Annotated in this window: 18 protein-coding genes; 12 read left to right on the plus strand and 6 right to left on the minus strand. The window is 36.2% G+C overall.

Annotation, left to right across the window (positions count from 1 at the left end):
* Nucleotides 1–205: 205 nt before the first annotated feature.
* The 4 genes from BK577_RS06095 to BK577_RS06110 form a co-directional block, all read right to left on the minus strand.
* Nucleotides 206–802, minus strand: coding sequence for a hypothetical protein (locus BK577_RS06095; RefSeq protein WP_078432112.1), 597 nt, complete (start codon nt 800–802; stop codon nt 206–208).
* 19 nt (nt 803–821) lie between these two features.
* On the minus strand, nt 822–1994 hold the full coding sequence (locus BK577_RS06100; protein ID WP_078432113.1) for a ParM/StbA family protein: 1173 nt from the start codon (nt 1992–1994) through the stop codon (nt 822–824).
* Nucleotides 1995–2420: 426 nt separating this feature from the next.
* Entirely contained in the window at nt 2421–3263 is an 843-nt protein-coding gene (locus BK577_RS06105) for an oxidoreductase (protein ID WP_078432114.1), read from the minus strand.
* A gap of 94 nt (nt 3264–3357) precedes the next feature.
* Nucleotides 3358–4407 (minus strand): NAD(P)/FAD-dependent oxidoreductase, encoded by a 1050-nt coding sequence (locus BK577_RS06110; RefSeq protein WP_078432115.1) that lies wholly within the window; start codon nt 4405–4407, stop codon nt 3358–3360.
* Between the two features lie 255 nt (nt 4408–4662).
* Between BK577_RS06110 and BK577_RS06115 the strand changes: the two genes are divergently transcribed.
* From BK577_RS06115 to BK577_RS06130, 4 genes are all read left to right on the plus strand, one after another.
* Complete coding sequence (locus BK577_RS06115; protein WP_078432116.1) at nt 4663–5508, plus strand: ABC transporter ATP-binding protein; 846 nt, start codon at nt 4663–4665, stop codon at nt 5506–5508.
* Complete coding sequence (locus tag BK577_RS06120; protein ID WP_078432117.1) at nt 5459–6397, plus strand: iron-hydroxamate ABC transporter substrate-binding protein; 939 nt, start codon at nt 5459–5461, stop codon at nt 6395–6397. The genes BK577_RS06115 and BK577_RS06120 overlap by 50 nt, the downstream gene beginning before the upstream one ends.
* A gap of 138 nt (nt 6398–6535) precedes the next feature.
* A complete protein-coding gene (locus BK577_RS06125; protein WP_078432118.1) occupies nt 6536–7546 on the plus strand; it encodes a FecCD family ABC transporter permease in 1011 nt (336 codons plus the stop codon).
* A complete protein-coding gene (locus tag BK577_RS06130) occupies nt 7543–8550 on the plus strand; it encodes a FecCD family ABC transporter permease (RefSeq protein WP_078432119.1) in 1008 nt (335 codons plus the stop codon). Before BK577_RS06125 ends, BK577_RS06130 begins: the two co-directional genes overlap by 4 nt.
* Nucleotides 8551–8610: 60 nt before the next feature.
* On the opposite strand, the gene BK577_RS06135 is transcribed toward BK577_RS06130, so the two are convergent.
* On the minus strand, nt 8611–9942 hold the full coding sequence (locus BK577_RS06135) for a S8 family peptidase (protein ID WP_078432120.1): 1332 nt from the start codon (nt 9940–9942) through the stop codon (nt 8611–8613).
* Nucleotides 9943–10117: 175 nt separating this feature from the next.
* Between BK577_RS06135 and BK577_RS06140 the strand changes: the two genes are divergently transcribed.
* The 6 genes from BK577_RS06140 (at nt 10118) to BK577_RS06165 (ending at nt 16296) form a co-directional block, all read left to right on the plus strand.
* Nucleotides 10118–10411, plus strand: coding sequence for a Dabb family protein (locus tag BK577_RS06140; RefSeq protein WP_078432121.1), 294 nt, complete (start codon nt 10118–10120; stop codon nt 10409–10411).
* Nucleotides 10412–10686: 275 nt separating this feature from the next.
* Entirely contained in the window at nt 10687–11379 is a 693-nt protein-coding gene (locus BK577_RS06145; protein WP_078432122.1) for a response regulator transcription factor, read from the plus strand.
* The gene (locus tag BK577_RS06150) at nt 11372–12376 is read left to right on the plus strand and encodes a sensor histidine kinase (RefSeq protein WP_078432123.1); all 1005 of its coding nucleotides are present in this window, start codon (nt 11372–11374) and stop codon (nt 12374–12376) included. Before BK577_RS06145 ends, BK577_RS06150 begins: the two co-directional genes overlap by 8 nt.
* A 104-nt stretch (nt 12377–12480) precedes the next feature.
* On the plus strand, nt 12481–13242 hold the full coding sequence (locus BK577_RS06155; protein WP_078432124.1) for an ABC transporter ATP-binding protein: 762 nt from the start codon (nt 12481–12483) through the stop codon (nt 13240–13242).
* Nucleotides 13232–15178, plus strand: a complete 1947-nt coding sequence (locus BK577_RS06160) for an FtsX-like permease family protein (protein ID WP_078432125.1) — start codon at nt 13232–13234, stop codon at nt 15176–15178. Before BK577_RS06155 ends, BK577_RS06160 begins: the two co-directional genes overlap by 11 nt.
* 134 nt (nt 15179–15312) lie before the next feature.
* Nucleotides 15313–16296 carry a glycoside hydrolase family 43 protein gene (locus tag BK577_RS06165; protein WP_078432126.1) on the plus strand — a complete coding sequence of 328 codons (984 nt, stop codon included), beginning with the start codon at nt 15313–15315 and terminating at the stop codon, nt 16294–16296.
* Between the two features lie 48 nt (nt 16297–16344).
* Here the strand turns inward: BK577_RS06165 and BK577_RS06170 are convergent, their stop codons facing one another.
* The gene (locus tag BK577_RS06170; protein ID WP_078432127.1) at nt 16345–18438 is read right to left on the minus strand and encodes a carbohydrate-binding domain-containing protein; all 2094 of its coding nucleotides are present in this window, start codon (nt 18436–18438) and stop codon (nt 16345–16347) included.
* Between the two features lie 413 nt (nt 18439–18851).
* On the opposite strand from BK577_RS06170, the gene BK577_RS06175 reads away from it, so the two are divergent.
* Nucleotides 18852–19538, plus strand: coding sequence for a response regulator transcription factor (locus BK577_RS06175; RefSeq protein WP_078432128.1), 687 nt, complete (start codon nt 18852–18854; stop codon nt 19536–19538).
* Complete coding sequence (locus tag BK577_RS06180; RefSeq protein WP_078432129.1) at nt 19531–20847, plus strand: sensor histidine kinase; 1317 nt, start codon at nt 19531–19533, stop codon at nt 20845–20847. Before BK577_RS06175 ends, BK577_RS06180 begins: the two co-directional genes overlap by 8 nt.
* Nucleotides 20848–20928: the final 81 nt, after the last annotated feature.

A 20928-nucleotide genomic window follows, 5' to 3' on the forward strand; every position in this document is an offset into this window, starting at 1 on the left:
GTGGCGGGTCACTTTACAATATGAAATTTTTAATGGTTTATTCATCATTACATTTTCCATTTTGTAACCCTCCAATTCCGTTAAAAATATGATCTTGCTCCATTGTATTATTTTCCCAATATTTCTGTCAATGCATTTTCAAAAAATATTTACGTGAGGATGACTCAGTAATTTGCGCCTATCTAAGTCTTATTCCTCACGCTTTTTATTTATTCATTTTTGCTAAAAAGTCACCCAGAAGATCTTCCATATCTTCTGATTCCTCTTGAGTCTCCTCTTTAGTAGAAGCAAGCTCTCTTTCTATTCTGGCAAAATCAAAGTCTACTATATCATCATCGTCAAGATTTGGAATCTCTTCTTCTTCAGGTATTGCCGACTCTACTATCTCTACCTGTTCAAGGTCTTGATTTCCATCAACATCCACTTCCTGCAAGTACAATGCTTCATCAATATCCAGCGCATTACTTGTTAATGAGGCCAAAATTGAAGTTGCTCTCACAGGATCTGATAAAATTTGATAGACGATGCTTCCCAGCAATGCTTCTGAGTGTGAATGTTTCAACCAATTCCGCTGATCTTTTGATAAATGCTTGGGCATTGGAAGACTAATCATTTCTCTATCCTTTGCTAAGGAGCTTCCAACGCCTTCTAAAACAAATTCTGCAATTTTACTTGAAAAGTTTCGTTTTTCAGTTTGTTTAAGCTTTTCCAACTGTTTAATAAGATGATCAGGTGTATCAGATGGAAGGCGAAATGTAATAGCTTGTCCCCTTTTTATTGTTGGTGCACCCTTTTTATTCATGTAACCACCTTAATTTGTTTTAGACTGTTTGCTTTTCGTTTTTCTTTTGTGGTTCACTTGTTTTTCTGACAAAGTCAGAGATTAATTTATAGTATGCGTTCGCCATCATCCAGATGCTTTCTTTTTCATCCTCAAAGAATTCAATATTGTAGCCATCTAAACTATTATTTAACATCTTAATATACTCTTTTAAAACAATAGATCCTCCTCCAACGAAATAGCAGATTTCAGTTTGGGAGTTCTTTTGCCAAACATTACGAAGATGACGGTATTGTTTCTTTGCCAGTTCAAGAAGAATGCGATCTGTAATGTCATGAACATTTGTACGGCTTCCTTTTACCATAATATGATGTCTGTCATTTTTTCTTGTAATAATATCCACAACATCACGGCGGCTATCAAGCTCAACTCCGTGCTTTGTTCGAATTTCTTCTCTTATTGCTTCTAATGATTCTGAAACACCTAAATTAAAGCCTTGTGCTTTATCATCATCAACATTTCGATTCTTAATAACCGCAACATCTGTTGATAATCCACCAATATCTTGAATTAAAATCTGTTTATCAATTAAATCACGATTGATGATTTTTAAATCCTTGTCCATCACCAGATTAATATAAGCTGCAAATCCTTCAGGATATACTTTTACCTCATCAAACTTAATATTAACCTTTATACCTTGGTACTTTGGCGTTACTAGAAATTCCACTTGATGAACAGAGCCTAATAATTGTGAACGATAGCCTACATCTTTTCCTTCTTTCACTTCACGAAGTGGTAAGCCTGTCCCAAGTGTGTAATTCGCATCAATGACATTATTTGTCTTTTTAAAAAAATTGGAGTTTTCTTCACGCACAGCATCCAATGCTAATGAAGTAAATAACATGACAAGTGTTTGATCTTCTTCAGACTTGCTGCTGCCTGGATCCAGCTCACTTGGATTATCACTTTTCGTTGCTAAGTTTCCTACACGATAAATAGCATTGTTCTCTTTAAGGGCAGGGGAGTGAACTCTTATATGAATACCATCTAAAGGGTTCTTTTCATTTAACTCTTCTATACCTATGACAGGGCGATCTTCTGTGTCTCTCGCAATAACGTTAGGAATATATAATTCGTAATCTCCTTTTCCAAACAGAGCCTTCACGCAATCATTACCAACATCAACAGCTGTTATTCTTGTTTTACTCATAAAACCATCCCTCTCCTAAAAATGAATATTAATTCTATTACTTCAAGAGTAAGGGGAGGGTGTAAGAGCGTCAATCATACTTTCGATGTGTTCAATATGAATACAAGTGTACGAATTTGTTTACATTCGAAACAAAATTGTATACATCCTATTAAAACGCTATGTATTCATGTTTGTGTACAAGTAAACGCATTTGTACACATTGAGTATACACTTTGTATACATGTTTACAACTATGTAAACATACAAAATTCGTTACTATTCGACCTAAAAAACCCTGTCTTTTGACTTAGTTAGAATCCTTATTAAATGTCTTTTCATTGAAAAAAATGATGGATTTTGGTGAAAGATTTTGGTTATTTTAAACTTAGTTGCTATGTAAAAACTAAATATATTAAAAATAGAGACTTGCCAAAAAGCAGTCTCCTATTTCATCAGTTTATTTAGAATGAATTTTTCTAACCATGACCAGGGTAAAATTGCTTTTAATAGAATGGTAGATTTAACTCCCTTCCCGATTGGGTAGCGTAATGATGTGCCCTCTTTTACTGCGATTGTGGCGACAAGTCTGGCTACATCATAAGGATCTCCAAAATCAGTGGATCCTTTTACAATATACTGCTCCAGTTTTGTCATTACTTTATAATATGGTGAATCTTTACGTAACGATTTATCAGTTACCTGTTTACCACTGGTCCAAATACTTGTTTGATAGGAGCCAGGTTCTATTAAGACAACCTCTATCCCAAATGGTTTGAGCTCCAACCTTAGCGATTCACTCCACCCTTCAAGTGCATACTTGGAGGAAACATATGGAGATAGACCGGGGAAGCCCACACGTCCACTAATGCTGCTCATGTTTATAATCTTCCCCCTCCCCTGCTTTCTCATCGTTGGTAATATGGCTTGTGTCACCCCAATAACTCCAAAAAAGTTTGTCTCGAACTGTTGACGATATTCTTCAAGCGAAACTTCTTCAGCAAATCCTGCTCCGGCAAAACCGGCATTATTCAAAAGAATATCAATTCGACCTTTCTCTTCTATATAACCTTTCAAATGGATAATTGACTCATTCGAGGTGACATCTAACGGGACTACTTCTATGTACTCTTTTACTCCGCATCGCTCAGCTTCAGTTATAAGTGCTATTTTTTTCTTTATATCCCTCATTGTTGCCGTCACATAAAACCCTTTTTTCGCCAGCTCTATAGTCGTTAATAACCCTAAGCCGCTGGACGCTCCTGTAACTACAGCATGTTGTTTATCCATGAAAACCTCCATTGCCATTCTTCTCAAAACTCTTAAGTCTCATTTTATAATATTATCCAATAAAAAAATGCCCCTAAAGAATGGGACATTCATTTTACTTGATCATCTGCTTAACAAGTTCTTTATTCCGCTCTTTAAATAACTCATTATGCGAAGACACCATTCCGACTTTATAGGCGTCTGGTTGAATATATTGCTTTGCTTTATTTACAGCGTTTGCTGCATCTTGAAAAGCTCCTGCAATCAGGTTAAGTTTTCCTTCATGCTTCAAAATATCACCCGCTGCATAAATTCCTTTAATCGAAGATTCACTACTGGATGTGCCTTCAACAAAATATTGATCAATTAAGGATACATCCAACTGACTATTTTTAAGTAATGATGCATCTCGTTCATAGCCATGATTAATAATGACATCATCTACAGGTAAATAGGTGACTTCTCCTGTTTCTTGATTTGTTAATTCTACCTTTTCAATATCTTCATGATTTTCACGAGCAATAAGCTTTGTAATCGATGTTTGATAAATGCAAGTAGCCGTGCTATTCATCAATTGTGTGATTTGGGCTTCATGTCCGGTTAAGTTTGGCTTTCTATGTACTAAATAAACCTTTTTTGCAATTGGTTCCAGTTCATTGGCCCAGTCTATTGCTGAGTTCCCTCCCCCTGAAATGACAACCGTACGATCTTTAAATCGTTTTAACGATTTTACTGTATAATGTAGGTTTGAAACCTCGAACTTTTCTGCCCCTTCAATTTCAAGCTTTTGCGGATTTAATATTCCACCGCCAACAGCAATGATGACTGTTTTTGATAAATGCTTTTTTCCTGAAGATGCTAACAATGTAAAAATTCCATTTTCATCACGTGAAATCGATTCGATTTTTTCACCTAAAACGACTGTTGGATCAAATGTTAATGCTTGCTGAACTAATTGTTCAATTAATTTTTCTCCAAGTATTGGAGTTTGTCCCCCAATATCCCATATCATTTTTTCAGGATATACATGTATTTTTCCACCGAGCTGTGGTTGAAATTCAATTAATTTTGTTTTCATTTCTCTAAGTCCACTATAAAAAGCTGAGTAAAGTCCTGCTGGCCCTCCCCCAATGATCGTAACATCATATATTTCTTGTGAGTCCATTCCTTTCACTCCTTAGCCTGAATATCAATGATTATCATTCTCATTTACTATACAACGCTTTCCTAACTTTTACAACATGAAATTATACATTGACAATAGTAAAATGGAATTATAGAATTTAATTATTCAGTAATGATAATCATTTTCATTACAATAGTTTCTTTATTACGTATAAACTGCGGATAGACATAAAAACTAAGTAAACGCTATCCATTCTAATATTCAAAAAAACCTATATAAACGGAGGTTACATATATGGTTCGCCTTTACACTAATAATTTAAAAATCGGATATGGTGAACGGTTGATTGTAAAAGATCTTAGTGTAGAGATTCCAGATAAAAAAATTACAACCATCATTGGATCAAATGGTTGTGGAAAATCTACTTTATTAAAAGCTATTACAAGGATCATTCCACATCAATCGGGAAATGTCGTTTTAGACGGAGGAGATATTTCTAAGGAAAATACGAAAATCCTCGCAAAGAAAATGGCAATCCTTCCCCAGACACCTGAAAGTGCAAGTGGGTTAACTGTAGGCGAACTAGTATCTTATGGACGCTTCCCCTATCAAAAAGGCTTTGGTCGTTTAACAAAAAAAGACTATGAAGTAATTGATTGGGCACTTGAAGTAACAGGAACGAAGGACTTTAAATTCAGACCAGTTGATGCCCTATCAGGGGGCCAACGTCAAAGAGTTTGGATTGCAATGGCTCTTGCTCAGGAAACTGATATCATCTTTTTAGATGAGCCTACAACCTACTTAGATATGGCTCACCAATTAGAAGTACTTGAACTTCTCCAAAAGCTTAACCAAGAACAAGAACGTACTATTGTCATGGTTTTGCATGATTTAAACCAAGCTGCGCGATTTGCTGACTATATTATAGCGTTAAAAGATGGTCAGATCATAAAAGCCGGAGATTGTAAAGAAGTAATCACACATGATGTATTAAAGAAAGTTTTCCATATCGATGCTGAAGTTGGAACCGATCCGCGTACAAACAAGCCGATGTGCATCACATATAATTTACTTAAGGGAGAAGAAAAAAATGAAGAAACTGTTAATTCCATTCATGCTGCTGCTGTTGCTAGTTATTAGTGCATGCGGCAACAATGATTCAACATCTGAAAACGAAGGAAACGGAAGCACCCCTCCTGAAAATAAACAACCGGAAACCATTACATATGAGTCTGAAAATGGACCTGTTGAAGTTCCGGCTGACCCGCAACGTGTTGTGTTACTTTCAGGATTTGCTGGTAATGTTCTTGATCTAGGAGTAAACGTAGTAGGTGCTGAATCATGGGCAATCAATAGTCCAATTCTTGCAGATGAATTAAAAGATGCAGTAGAAGTAACGGATGAAAGCTTAGAGGAAATTATTGAACTAGAGCCGGATTTAATTATTGGACTTTCCACAATTAAAAACGTTGATAAGTTAAGTGAAATTGCTCCAACTGTAACGTTTACATGGGGTAAAGTCGATTACTTAACACAGCATCTAGAAATTGGTAAGCTTTTAAACAAAGAAGAAGAAGCTAAAGCGTGGGTGGAAGAATTCAAATCCCGTGTAGAAGAAACAGGTAAAGAAATTAAAGCAAAAATTGGTGAAGATGCAACAGTATCTGTCATTGAAAGCTATGGAAAAGATTTATATGTATACGGTGATAATTGGGCAAGAGGAACAGAAATTCTTTATCAAGGAATGGGCTTAAAAATGCCTGAAAAAGTAAAAGAAGTTGCATTGGAATCTGGTTACTATACTCTATCAGCTGAGGTTCTTCCAGAATATGCCGGTGATTACGTCATTTTAAGTAAATATTCAGATGCAGATACTTCATTCCAGGAAACTGAAACATATAAAAACATTCCTGCCGTGAAAAATAATCAAGTATATGAAATGGAAGGAAATGGTGCATCCTTTAGTGATCCAATCACATTAGAACACCAATTAGCCTTCTTTAAAGAATCATTTTTAGGTGAAAAATAAAGGTCAAGCATTGGATTTTGAGTACAGAGGAATTCTTTTAAAGAATTCCTCTCTATTTTTTGTTAAAGTATTAATAGGACTTTAGAACATTATGTAAACGTTACACTTGCGAAAATTTCCAAAGAAAAGATGAGATACATGAAAAAGAACACCCGACTATTCATTCCATTTATATTAAAATATGTTGCTGCAATCCTTGTATTTATCTGTTTGTTTATCATTTCTTTAGTATTTGGAGCTGCTGATATTTCTGTTAAAGACGTGTGGCTTTCGGTTATGTCGAATATATCAAATGAGCAAATTACCATCATTCGGGAGATTCGATTACCTCGTGAGGTTGCTGCTATTTTTGTTGGTGCAGCACTTGCTACTTCCGGTGCTATCATGCAAGGAATGACAAGAAATCCACTTGCAGATCCCGGGTTACTCGGATTAACGGCAGGTGCTAATGCTGCGCTCGCAATCATGGTTTCATTTTTACCCTCAGCTAATTACTTTTGGGTAATGGTTTCCTGTTTTATTGGTGCTGGAATTGGGGCTTTATTAGTATTTGGCATAGGCTCAATGAAAAAAGGCGGCTTTTCCCCTATTCGTATTGTATTAGCCGGCTCTGCTATTTCAGCGTTTCTCTATGCAATTGCAGAAGGAATTGGTCTTTATTCGAAAACGTCCAAGGATGTTTCTATGTGGACAGCAGGAGGTTTGGTTGGTACAACCTGGTCTCAGTTACAAATCATTGTACCTGTTATTATCATGGGAATCATTATTACATTGTTTTTCTCAAAACAGTTAACGATTCTTAGTTTAAGTGAAGAAGTTGCAGTTGGACTTGGACAAAAGACCTTTCAAATTAAAGTCGTTCTTTTCATTATGATTATCTTACTTACAGGTGCTTCAGTCGCACTTGTTGGAAATATGGCTTTTATCGGTCTTATGATTCCACACATAGCAAGGGCTATTGTTGGAACTGATTATCGTTTTATTATTCCGATGTCAGCAATTATTGGTGCAGCCTTTATGCTTTTAGCTGATACCCTTGGTCGGACGATGAACGCTCCATTTGAAACACCAGTGGTCGCAATTGTTGCCGTCATGGGCATCCCCTTCTTCTTACTTATTGTCAAGAAAGGAGGCAGAGCATTCTCATGATTCAAACATCATTAGTCAAAAAACAGCGGCTTTTTATTGCTATTTTTATCGTACTTATTTTCCTAACAATTATTATTGGCCTGGGACTTGGGACTTCTTCTGTCTCATATAACCGAATTATTCCTACTCTCCTTGGCCAGGGAACATTTAAGGATGAATTCGTTTTATTTTCTATACGAATGCCCCGCATTATTATTACGCTACTGGCAGGAATGGCACTTGCATTATCAGGAGCAATCCTGCAAGGTATTACGAGGAATGAATTAGCTGAGCCTGGTATTATCGGAATAAACTCCGGTGCTGGGGCAGCTATTGCGTTGTTTTACTTATTTTTTCCAATTGATTCAGGCTCATTTATCTATATGCTGCCGATCGTTGCCTTTCTTGGTGCTCTCGTGACAGCCATCTTAATATATGTTTTTTCTTATGACCGAAAGGTGGGATTGCAACCAATTAGACTGGTCTTAATCGGGGTAGGTTTTTCACTTGCTCTATCAGGCCTAATGATTGTTCTCATCTCATCTGCAGATCGCGTAAAAGTTGACTTTATTGCCAAATGGCTGGCAGGAAATATATGGGGTACAGACTGGCCGTTTATTCTCGCCCTTCTTCCTTGGTTAATTATCCTTATCCCTTTTACACTTTACAAGGCCAACCGTCTGAACATTCTTAGTCTCAGTGAACCGGTGGCAGTCGGTGTTGGTCTTTCTATTGAAAAAGAACGTATTGTTTTATTATTAACAGCTGTTGCACTTGCAGCCTCTGCTGTATCTGTAACAGGCGGAATTTCCTTTATTGGGCTAATGGCACCTCATATCGCAAGAGCCCTGGTAGGTCCAAGAAATCAATTATTTATTCCTATTGCAGTATTAGTTGGCGGTTTTCTCTTATTATTTGCTGATACAGTAGGACGTAATTTAATTGAACCGGATGGGCTACCTGCGGGGATTATGGTGGCACTGATAGGTGCTCCCTACTTTGTGTATTTATTACTTAAAAAATAATAGACAGGGCAGTCTACTTTCAAATGGTTGACTGCCTATTTTCATTTCTTAGGAAATAACTTATCTTTTAGGAATGGATTTTTCCGCATTAATATATCCTACTCCATATATATTCTGATCTCTTCCCTTCCAGAAATCTGCGCCATTTTTTAATAACTTTTTAATTTCCGGTGGTTGTAAGGACGGATTTTGCTGTTTCATTAAGGCAACGACACCAGCACAAATTGGAGTAGCCATAGATGTTCCTGATAACGTAAAGTATGCTTGCCCAACCCGGTTTGCCCTTTGAAATTTATCCAAATATGAATTAGGTGATCTTACGGAGACAATATTAACACCTGGAGCAACAATATCCGGCTTAACGACTCCGTAAATAGTTGGACCTCGACTTGAAAAGCCGGCAATCACATCATCACTTTTTGTGCTAGGGGTGTTTCGGTCATCTAATGCTCCAACTGTAATGACTTGATCACTAATTCCGGGACTAGAAATTGTTTGACTTTCCGGTCCTTCATTTCCTGCTGCAGCACATACAACAATACCCGCCCGCCATGCAGCTTCAACCATTTGAACCATAGGATCTCTGTTTTCATTACTGTACGGCTGAGCTGTCGCACCTAGAGACATGCTAAGGATATCAATTTTGTCTGTAGGATTTTGCTCATTGTATTGGATACACCATTCCACCCCTTGCATAATTGATTCAAGAGAACCTGATCCTATACTATTTAATACTTTTACACCAACTAAATCAGCTTCAGGAGCCGGGCCTCTATATTTTCGCGATGAAGCTGATCCATTTCCTGCTACAGCACCTGCACAGTGCGTTCCATGACCATTGTCATCATACGGATCTGTACGGCCATTAACAAAATCAACAAAATCGGTAATTCTCCCTTTTAGATCTTCATGCGGATAAATTCCTGTGTCAATAATGGCAATTTTAACTCCTTTTCCGGTTAATACTGTATTATTTCTCACAACATTTTTGGCATTTGCAGATTGCACTGCTACATCAAGCAAAGCACGTACTTCACTATTGGAATGGATTCTTTTAATACTATGACAAGTTGTAAGTAATTCCTCTAACGTATTAGGGGTAAGATCAACACTACTACAAGATATCCTCGGAAAATCCTGTCTAACCTTACTATTAGGGCAATTTTGGATTGTTCCTTTCAATTCCTCACAGCCCTTATCATATAGATCCTTTTCAAATTCAACAATAACCGGTAACTTCTTCCCCCTTCTAATAATATCTTCAATGCTATTGTGAAAAACAAACGGTGTATATTTTAATGGCTTAAATAGATTTAAAATCTGCTCTCTTAATGGCTGGTCCATCTTGTCTGCATGAGTACGAACCAGTTGAATCATTGAGTAACCAAACATTAAAGCACCTCCATATCGTTTAGTAGCAATATATGAAGGGATATTTTAATAGGAACGGTAGATAACCTAGTTCTATTTAATATAATGATGATTTACTAGATTTCTCATGATTGCTATATCATTTGTTAATCTGTAAAATGAACAACGATACTTTTACTAGAATGGAGAGAATAGCATGATTCAACGTACAGTTCTATTAAAATTCAGTGAAGAAACAACTCAAGAACAGCTTCAGGAAGTTATCAAACGCTTTAAAGCATTAGAAGAAATATTAACCGGGATTGTAGAAATTCAAGCAGGATTAAACCTGGCTGAAAAAAGCAAGGAGTATCAAGTCATTCTTATGGTTCGTTTTGAGGATCAAGCTGCATTGGACGCATATACTGTAAACGAAGATCATCAAGCAGTTGCAGCGTTTATTCGTGAATCTGGCAGACTTGATAGTATTGGGGTAGATATTGAGATTTAAGTTTGCTTGTGGAGGGTGCTATATTGTGCCCCTCTTATTTTTTATCTTTTATTGTATTTGAAGTACTTTCATCACCTCTTTATGAAAGAAAGATGTTCCTTCATTAAATGCATTCCTCTTTGTCTCTCATCACCTCTATGAAAGACATTTCCACGCTAAAAATGCACACTACTTTGTTATTAACCCCCTCACTAAAAGCAATAATAATAGAAAAAAGGAATTTTTTACTATAAACTTTACCTATTAGATAAATATATGTCAGTGTGGTGAAAGTAGTGTTTAAAATATTGTTAATTGAGGATGATCGGTCTTTATTTCACGAGGTCAAAGAGCGGTTGGCCGGATGGTCATATGATGTGGAAGGAATTCATGATTTTAATAAGGTTATGCAGGAGTTCACTGATCATAAGCCTGATCTTGTCATCATTGATATTCAATTGCCCAAGTTTGATGGATTTCATTGGTGTCGATTGATTCGAAGTGTTTCAAAGGTTCCTATTATCTTTTTATCGTCACGAGATCATCCGACTGATATGGTTATGTCCATGCAGCTTGGGGCAGATGATTTTGTTCAAAAGCCCTTTCACTTCGATGTTCTCATTGCAAAAATACAGGCTATTTTACGTCGCGTGTATGACTATAGTACAGAACAAACGAATGTGAAAACATGGTGTAATGCTACTATTGATTTCGAAAAAAACACAATATTCAATGATGCCGGAACAATTGAATTAACCAAAAATGAGATGTTTATTTTAAAGCTTCTTATTCAACATAAAAACAATATCGTCAGCCGGGAAAACATCATTAACAGTTTATGGGATGATAAACGATTTGTAAGTGATAATACATTAACCGTCAATGTCAATCGACTTCGAAAACGGTTGGATGAGATTGGATTAGGACAGAATATAGAAACAAAGGTAGGACAAGGCTATCGTGCGATTGAAGAGGACATCTATGATTAAAGAGTTTTTAATCGAGAGAATTAGTTGGATCCTGTTCATCTTTGCCACGCAGCTTCTCATCCTGTTTGTTGCTTATCTTGATCCTGTACTAACACTTAAACCCATCCTTTATATTGTCTTTATTATTACATTACTTTTTATGATTTTTCTCATTTTCCGATACAACAAGGAAACGAAATTTTATAAATTGTTAAAAGAAAGGGAAAATAACTTTGATTCAACAGATTTACCCAATCCTGAAACACCTTTTGAGGAAATCATTACTACAAGCAGTACCGAACAAACAGAAAGATTAAAACAATTAGCTTCTCAAAACAAAATAATTCTTGAGCAGGAAAAAGATGAGCTCCTGTCATGGATTCATGAAGTCAAAACACCGTTAACAGCTATGCACTTAATTTTTGACAGGATTGAAGATCCAAAACTCAAGTCAGATGTAACGTATGAGTGGCTAAGAATTCATTTATTACTGGATCAGCAGCTTCACCAAAAAAGAATAAGTTTTATCGAAAATGACTTACATATAGAAAAAACAAATTTAGAGCAGTTACTTTTTGATGAAATCAAGACTTTACAAACCTGGTGTATACAAAAAAGGATAGGTTTTGATCTTAAATTAAATACAACTGAAGTGTTAACAGATGCAAAGTGGCTTGCCTTTATAATAAGACAGCTTTTAACAAATGCTGTTAAGTATAGTGAAGACTCAGATATTACCGTAAAAAGTCTAACTAAAAACAATCAAGTCATCCTACAAATATCTGACTCCGGCCGAGGCATTGACCCAAAAGATATTTCACGTATATTTGACAAAGGCTTTACTTCTACTACCAATCATTCTGATCAATCCTCTACTGGAATGGGCTTATATTTAGCTAAAAAGGTGGCCCAAACCTTGCATATTCATATAGAGGTAGAGTCAACATTATATGTTGGGACAACCTTTACATTGATCTTTTCAAAGAGAAATGAATTTATAGATGTGATGGGCATGTGACAACATTGTCACATGCTTTTTTATTTTGTTAGCTTAATCGAAGGAAATGGTTTCTCTCCCTTTTTATAATGAAAGTATCATTTTTCAGATAAGGAGTTTTTACAATGAAAGTATTAGAAGCTACGAAAATTCATAAAAGCTTTGGAAATAAGTTCAATAAACAGGAAGTGTTAAAGGGAATAGATATTAGTATTGAAGAAGGGGAATTTGTCAGCATCATGGGTGCTTCAGGATCTGGAAAAACAACCTTACTTAATGTTCTTTCATCAATTGACCGTGTGAGTGATGGCACAATTTTCATACAAGGAAAAGAAATGACAAAATTGAAAGAGAAGCAATTGGCTGAATTTCGGAAGCATCATCTTGGATTTATCTTTCAGGAATATAACCTGCTCGACACTTTAACAGTGAAGGAAAATATACTATTGCCTTTATCAATTACAAAAACTCCACGAAAAGAAGCAAATGAAAAGTTTGAAGCTTTAGCTACACAACTTGGAATTCATGAACTGCATAACAAATATCCAAATGAAATCTCCGGCGGACAAAAACAACGTACATCTGCTGCAAGGGCATTTGTTCACAATCCTAGTATTATTTTTGCTGATGAGCCTACGGGTGCACTTGATTCAAAATCTGCTTCAGATTTATTGCAAAAGCTAAGTGAGTTAAATCAAAAACGTAAAGCAACGATCGTAATGGTTACACATGATCCAACTGCAGCAAGCTTTTGTCACAGAGTTATCTTTATTAAAGACGGTCAAATTTACACACAATTGCATAAAGGTGTCCAGGAAAGACAGGAGTTTTTTAAAGACATTATAAAAACCCAAGGTGTTCTAGGCGGTGTACAATATGAGCACTAATCAATTAATTGTTCGGAACTTAAAGAAAAATATTAAAAATTACTCTCTCTATGCATTTGCCTTAATCTTCACGGTTGCTCTATACTTTGCATTTGTTACTTTACAGTATGATCCTGCTATGGATGCTGCAAAAGGATCTATTAAAGGTGGAGCCGCTATTAAATCGGCTTCGATTCTACTTGTTGCCATTGTCGGTGTTTTTCTCTTGTATGCAAACACCATCTTTATCAAAAGGCGGAGTAAAGAAATTGGTTTATTTCAATTAATCGGAATGACCAAACAAGAGATCTTTCGTATTTTGAGTTTTGAAAATATCATTCTATATTTTAGTTCATTAATTGTCGGGATCTTTGTTGGATTTTCCTTTTCAAAACTGATTACGCTAATCTTATTTAAGGTTACTGCTGTAGAAAGCGTCGCAACTCTTCGCTTTTCCACACAGGCCTTTATCCAAACAGTCATTGTCTTTAGTGCGATTTATCTTGTCATTATGACAATGAATTTTCTTTTTATAAGAAAACAGAGCATTTTATCCCTGTTTAGAGTGAAGTCATCATCAGAGGAGAAAGTAAAAAAGATCTCTGTAGTGGAAATCTTAATTGGAGTTCTTGGATTAACCCTTATTATTTCGGGCTATTATGTCTCATCGAAATTATTTGGTGGAGATTTCACATCAATGACAGCACTGTTTTTAGCTATGGTGTTTATCCTTGGTTCCGTTATTATTGGAACTTACCTATTTTACAAAGGCACTGTTCGTTTTCTTGCCAATGTGATACGCAAGAAAAAACAAGGATATCTTAATATCCATGAAGTGTTGTCTCTTTCTTCTATTATGTTTCGTATGAAATCAAATGCCATGCTCTTAACGATCATTACAACCGTTTCTGCTCTTGCAATTGGACTGTTGTCACTAAGCTATATCTCATATTACTCAGCTGATCAGCAAGCAATTAATAGTGTTCCTGACGACTTTTCCTTTACAATTGAAGAAGATGCAGAGCAATTTAAACAAAAATTAACAGAGGAAAATATAGAGTATCAAGAAACAGTCATTCCTGTTCTTCAAGCTAATGTAAATGTGAAAAATATAATGAATACGAAGCTTGAGGGATTAAATACTGATCCAAACTCAATGCAAATGCCTGTTGTTAGTGATGAACATATTGATGGTATTGATGTTTCAGCTGATGAAACTATTTTCACAGGATATAATGACCTGCTCCAAAAATTTATGGGCTTGAAAGACTCAGGTGAGATTGTATTTGTCGGCGGCAAAGAGGTTATCAACCAACATTACTTAGGCTTAGAGAAACACTATCCTATTTCTTGGTACTTCACTAGTGGCGGAATACCAACTGCTATTGTTGATGAATCTACATTTCAACTTTTAGAAAAAGACCTTGTTCAAGATATCCAAAAAGAATCGAACCTATATATCGGAATTAGTTTAATAAATGAAGACGATATTCAAGCAGCAAATGATATCTTTAAAGACTTAGGATTTAACGAAAGTTCAGTTCATGATTCACAGCTTAATATGAGCAACAATCAGAAAAATTCAATGGGTCTTGTTATGTTCATCGTAGGCTTCTTAGGTTTAACCTTCCTCATCACATCCGGATGTATCCTTTACTTCAAGCAGATGGACGAAAGTGAGGATGAAAAACCAAATTATACAATCTTACGAAAGCTTGGCTTTACTCAAACTGACCTACTTAAAGGGATTCAGGTAAAACAGGTTTATAACTTCGGTATTCCACTAATCATTGGCCTTCTGCATAGCTACTTTGCCGTACAATCAGGCTGGTTCTTATTCGGAACAGAGGTTTGGACACCAATGTTAATTGTCATGGGGCTATACACAGTCTTGTATTCTATCTTTGCAGTTCTATCTGTTATGTATGATAAAAATATCATTAAGAGTGCTTTATAAACATTATAAAGGGGACAATGTCCTCTTTTTTGATTTTTTAAAAAATAGTAGATTTATTACTCACCTACTAGAAAGACACTGATATAATAGATATGTTAAGCGCTTACTAATCTTTCTATATAAGGGGTAATCGAATGGAAACGAAAACAAAGCCAAATAAACCGATTGTGGAACATATTTTCACAGCAGATCCATCAGCACATGTATTTGAGGGAAAACTGTATATTTATCCGTCCCATGACCTTGATCATGACGAACCATCGAATGATAATGGAGATCAGTATAAAATGGAGGATTATCATGTTCTTTCAATGGACAATTTTGATTCTCCATGTGTTGATCATGGTGAAGTTCTTCATCTAAAGGATATTCCATGGGCAAAGAAACAGCTTTGGGCACCTGACGCTGCTTATAAAAACAACACCTATTATTTATTTTTCCCAGCACGGGATCAAAATGAAATCTTCAGACTTGGTGTAGCGACAAGCGAAAATCCAGCAGGTCCTTTCACACCACAAGAAAACTACATACCTGGCAGCTTTAGTATAGATCCTGCTGTTTTGGTAGATGACGACAACAAAGCTTATGTTTATTTTGGCGGTCTTTGGGGTGGCCAGCTCGAAAAGTGGAAAACAGGTACATTTGATCCAAATGGCAAAGAACCGGCTGCAGATGAGCCAGCACTTGGGCCAATTGTAGCTGAATTATCAGAAGATATGCTTTCCTTTGAAGGAAAACCTCAAGAGATTTCAATTGTTGATGAAAATGGAGATCCAATTTTAGCCGGTGATGAAGATAGACGATTTTTTGAAGGAGCTTGGGTCCATAAATATAATGGTTATTACTACCTCTCTTACTCAACAGGTACAACTCATTATATTGTGTATGCCATGAGTAAAAACCCACAAGGTCCTTTCGTCTATAAAGGAAAAATTCTTACTCCTGTAATCGGCTGGACAACACACCATTCCATTGTTCAATTTGAGGATAAGTGGTATTTGTTCTATCATGATTCTTCATTATCAGATGGTGTGAACCATAAACGAAGTGTGAAATATGCTGAGCTGCATTATAACGAAGATGGTACCATTCAGACGATTGATCCATACGAAAAGTAAAAATGCGTAAAAAAGAGTAGGGATTAAACTCCCTACTCTTTGCTTTGTTTATTGTTCTGTTGGCGGTGTACCTCTTTGGGGCATCTCTATACCAAGCTCTTTCAGCTGTTCTTGAGCTTCTTCCTGCGTTATTGTGCCATTTCTTTGTTGCTCCATAATTTCCTGCATTTTTTGTCTTGTCTCCTCATCTAAATCAGAAAACATATCATCTCGATTTCCCATATCAGGTCTGGCTTGATCACCACTTCCAGGTGCTCCACCTCCTCCAGGGCCATTAGCAGCTGCTTCTGTTACACCGGACTCATTTAACCATGTGACAGTTTCAGAGATGGTAAAGTCTATTACCTTTGTTCCACCTTCAGCATTTCCGTCTGCGTATAGGCCGTCTGCTTCCTCTCCGGTTGATGTTCCTCCAGAATTAAGCGTATATGAAGCATCTTTTGTTAATTCAGGTGAGCTAATAAAGACCGATTGATAGTCTTTAGCTGGTGTGAAGCTTACTATATTTTTTCCATCACTATCTTCAAGATGAATCATTGTACCAGCTGACTGTATTTCAGGATAAGTCATTAAGACACCTGTCTGTGAAGAGTCTTCAGAATGTGATTGGCTCATACCTGAGCTTCCTACGGCTACAATGAAACCACCTGTTATGTTAAAGCTACTATCGTAATCCAGCGAACCGTTCATATTTTGTGTTGGACCATTGACGATCACAATTCCATCTGTCATGGAAATTGAACCATTGGAATCCAGTCCATCACCTTCCGCATTTACAGATATATAACCGCCATTTATTTGTAATGTCCCACTACCTTCAGTAGCAGCTGCAGGCATATCCATACCTGAAGCATCATTTCCTCCGGCAACATTAAATCCATCATCACTTGATATAAGCTGAATTTCACCGTCTTCTATCGTAATGTTTTTTCCTTCAATTCCTTCATAACTTTTTGTGATGTCGATATTGCCACCTGTTGTAGCAACAGATGAATCAGCGTGAACTCCATCATCACCGGTAGAGATCGTAAATTCACCACCTGCTAATGTAACATGTTGATTACTGTGGACTGCATCATCCTCAGAATCAATCGTAAAGTTTCCTCCACCTATTGCAATATCAACAGATGCTTTTAATCCTTTATAGCTTTCAGATTCTGTTGCAGTTGTTGTGGCAGCTGTACTTATCTCTTGTCCTGGCATTCTTTCTTCATGATTACTAATCGTTTCAGGACTTCCTTCTCCTGATTTAATTGTATACGTACCATCCGTTATCCATAATGATGCAATGGATTGAATAGCATCGTTTCCAGATGTAATATCAAATGTTCCACCTTCAAGTGCAATAGTTCCTTTTGACGTATCTTTATCATTTGTCGACTTGATTCCATCTCCACCTGCTTCAATCTGTATTGTTCCCTCTTTTACTGCAACAAGATCTCTTCCCATGATTCCATCATCAACTGCATGAACGTTTATTGTTCCACCAGTAATTTTCAACTTATCTTTACTTGCAATTCCATTATTGTAATTTCCTTGAACAATTAACGTTCCTGTTCCATTGATTGTAAGATCATCTTTACTGAAAATCGCTGCATTCGGCTCATCTTCAGATGAATCTTCATAAACATACTGCTCTGCATCACTGACGGTATTTTCTGTACCTTTCACAAGTGAAATTGTTGCTTTTTCTGCATTCATCACATAAATAGCTGAACTTGTTGAGGATTGAATGTCCACTCCATTTAAGATCAGTTTTACGGTATTTTTGTCTTCCGCGTCTACAACAATTTGTCCATTATCCAATTGCCCATTCAACACATAAGTACCACCTGTTTTTATTGTTAGCACATTATTATCAAAAAGAACCGCAGCTGATGAATCAAAGGTTGCCTCTGTTCCATTTAATTCAATGTACGTTGGATCCTCGTTTTCCCAATCTGTATAGCTATCATCCTCTTTATAGGAAACAGTCTCACTGACTAGTTTACTTACATCTGTATTCACTAATGTACTGGTACCCGCTGTTTCTGCTTCTGTCTCACTTGTGACAGTTGTCGTGTCATTATTTGTACATGCAAATAACAAGGTTGTACTTAATAAAGTTGCAGCTAATTTATAATAAGTTGATCTTTTTTTCATACCTTCATCTCCTTCTCTCTCTATACGTGTTGTTCCCTTGTGAGTAACATTATTAAGTACGAACCTTAATAAAACCTTAAAAATACCTTTTCAAAAAAATTTTGCATTTCAACTAAATTTGGATCTATAATCAAATCTATTCTTAGTTTTTATAAAATGATTTTCTTTAAGGTTCATATTCCTATGCATAAAAAACTATTTTGGTTGATTGGAGCGAAAGGTGCGAGACTCCTGTGGGAGCAGCGCTGCAGGTGAGACCCCGCAGACGCAAAGCGTCGAGGAGGCTCACCGCACGCCCCACGGAAAGGGAGCCTCCTGTAGCGGAAATCAACCACTCCCTATACTTCTTATAAAGCAATAAATTTTACTACGGCTATTTTAAAAAGTAATTAATATAATAGAGGTGATCAAAAATGAAATTATTAATCATAGAAGATGACAAATATCTCTCGGCAACAATTAAAGAAACAACAAAAGAAATGTTTGAGGCAGAACAGGCTTTTGATGGAGAAGAAGGACTTTATTTAGCCGAACAGAATATCTTTGACTGCATCATATTAGACATCATGCTTCCTAATATGAATGGCTATAAAGTCCTTCAAGAACTAAGAAAGAACCAAATTAAAACGCCTGTTATTATGTTGACTGCAAAAGACGGCATTGATGATAAAATTCAAGGCTTTAAGGTAGGTGCTGATGATTACCTTGTGAAACCTTTTCACCGGGAAGAATTACTTTTACGTTTAGAGGCCATTGTCAGAAGAGCTGGTGGGGATTTAAAGGAACATGTCATTTCCTTCAAAGAGTTAAAAATGAACCTAAAAAACAAAACAGCTTATATTGGCGATGAAACTGTAAAACTAAATGGAAAACAGTTTGATCTTCTGGAGTATTTAATCAACAACAAAAATACGATCCTCACAAAGGAACAAATTTTTGATCGAATATGGGGATTTGAATCTGATACATCGACAACTGTTGTTGAGGTTTATTGCAGTAATGTCCGGAAGTCCTTAAAAAAATTCGGTTATGATCAATACATCAAAACATTTCGTGGACTAGGCTATATGTTAATCGAGAACGGAGAAGGCAATGTTTAAGCAGAAGATTTTCCGAAAAGAACAGCTGAAATTTATGGTATTGAATCTTATAGCCTTTACTGTTATTTTTACAATCTTTGGCTTTATTATTTATGGACAGGTTCAAACAACCCTCTTTACCAAAACAGATGAGGAAATAAATGAGTTTAAATCGATGATACTGGAGAATCAAACATTAGGAATGAATTCTCTAAAGCATGAAAACAAGCTTGATCGGGAACTTCCGCCTGACGAAAGAAAAAGATTTTTTCCAAATCCTCGAATCATGATGGTGAATTGGAATGAAAATGGAGAAATCATCAACCAGGATCAAATTGGAACATCTTTATATGAAAATTATTTACAAGACTATGAATTGGATACTCAAAATTTAGATGTGATTACAAATATAACACTTAATGACCTATATGACTTCCGATACATTGTTTTCAAAGATACAAATGAGAATGATGATGTCGAATATGTTCAACTTTTCATTAACACAGATGCAGAGCAAACAATCATCCATAACTTTGGAAATCTCATTATTCTTTGTTCCTCTGTCTTTGTTATTCTATCAATTTCTGCAAGTTTCGTTTTATCAAAAAGAATGATGAAGCCTATTATTCAATCTTGGAACAAGCAAACAGAGTTTGTTGAAAATGCCTCACATGAATTGAGAACACCTTTGACGATTATTCAAAATAAATTAGAGTTATTACTCACAGAACCTCAGGAAAAAATTATGAACAAGTTTGAGAATATTGCCCTGAGTCTGTCAGAAACAAGAAGATTATCGAAACTTACTTCTGACTTATTAACTCTAGCAAGAGCTGATTCAGCTGAAACACAGCTTGTTAAGCAAGTGATCGACGTAGATTCCTTTGTTAACAATGTTTGTACACCTTATATTGACATTGCGGAATCACAGGACAAGCATCTTTGGTTAAAACTGAATAGCAAAATAAACATAGAAGCAGACGAACAAAGGCTTCACCAGCTTCTAGTTATTTTGCTTGATAATGCATTAAAATACACGGCAGAACAAGATAGCATTGGTGTAAAAACCTATGTTGAAGACAATAAAATCGTTCTTGAAGTGACAGATACCGGAATTGGCATTAAAAAACAAAACATGAAATACATCTTTGATCGCTTTTACCGTGAAGATCGTGCCCGTTCCCGTGACACAGGCGGTACCGGTTTAGGGCTGTCCATTGCACACTGGATCGTGACTAAACATAATGGCACGATTACCGTTAATCAAAATCAACATAAAGGAACTGCGTTTAAAGTTAGGCTACCTAAAAAGGAGATTACAAAACCGTAATCTTCTTTTTTTGAATTCTTTTTAATCTTTTAAGGTTTGTTTAAGGTTCATCCCTAATAATGTGAACACAGAAGTTGAGAC

Origin of the sequence: Metabacillus halosaccharovorans (assembly GCF_002019635.1) — a bacterium.
GTDB classification, from domain to species: domain Bacteria; phylum Bacillota; class Bacilli; order Bacillales; family Bacillaceae; genus Metabacillus; species Metabacillus halosaccharovorans.

Coding starts and splice junctions, on each gene's coding strand:
- BK577_RS06095 (WP_078432112.1), bottom strand. CDS start 802: ATGAATAAAAAGGGTGCACCAACAATAAAAAGGGGACAAGCTATTACA.
- BK577_RS06100 (WP_078432113.1), bottom strand. CDS start 1,994: ATGAGTAAAACAAGAATAACAGCTGTTGATGTTGGTAATGATTGCGTG.
- BK577_RS06105 (WP_078432114.1), bottom strand. CDS start 3,263: ATGGATAAACAACATGCTGTAGTTACAGGAGCGTCCAGCGGCTTAGGG.
- BK577_RS06110 (WP_078432115.1), bottom strand. CDS start 4,407: ATGGACTCACAAGAAATATATGATGTTACGATCATTGGGGGAGGGCCA.
- BK577_RS06115 (WP_078432116.1), top strand. CDS start 4,663: ATGGTTCGCCTTTACACTAATAATTTAAAAATCGGATATGGTGAACGG.
- BK577_RS06120 (WP_078432117.1), top strand. CDS start 5,459: ATGAAGAAACTGTTAATTCCATTCATGCTGCTGCTGTTGCTAGTTATT.
- BK577_RS06125 (WP_078432118.1), top strand. CDS start 6,536: ATGAAAAAGAACACCCGACTATTCATTCCATTTATATTAAAATATGTT.
- BK577_RS06130 (WP_078432119.1), top strand. CDS start 7,543: ATGATTCAAACATCATTAGTCAAAAAACAGCGGCTTTTTATTGCTATT.
- BK577_RS06135 (WP_078432120.1), bottom strand. CDS start 9,942: ATGTTTGGTTACTCAATGATTCAACTGGTTCGTACTCATGCAGACAAG.
- BK577_RS06140 (WP_078432121.1), top strand. CDS start 10,118: ATGATTCAACGTACAGTTCTATTAAAATTCAGTGAAGAAACAACTCAA.
- BK577_RS06150 (WP_078432123.1), top strand. CDS start 11,372: ATGATTAAAGAGTTTTTAATCGAGAGAATTAGTTGGATCCTGTTCATC.
- BK577_RS06155 (WP_078432124.1), top strand. CDS start 12,481: ATGAAAGTATTAGAAGCTACGAAAATTCATAAAAGCTTTGGAAATAAG.
- BK577_RS06160 (WP_078432125.1), top strand. CDS start 13,232: ATGAGCACTAATCAATTAATTGTTCGGAACTTAAAGAAAAATATTAAA.
- BK577_RS06165 (WP_078432126.1), top strand. CDS start 15,313: ATGGAAACGAAAACAAAGCCAAATAAACCGATTGTGGAACATATTTTC.
- BK577_RS06170 (WP_078432127.1), bottom strand. CDS start 18,438: ATGAAAAAAAGATCAACTTATTATAAATTAGCTGCAACTTTATTAAGT.
- BK577_RS06175 (WP_078432128.1), top strand. CDS start 18,852: ATGAAATTATTAATCATAGAAGATGACAAATATCTCTCGGCAACAATT.
- BK577_RS06180 (WP_078432129.1), top strand. CDS start 19,531: ATGTTTAAGCAGAAGATTTTCCGAAAAGAACAGCTGAAATTTATGGTA.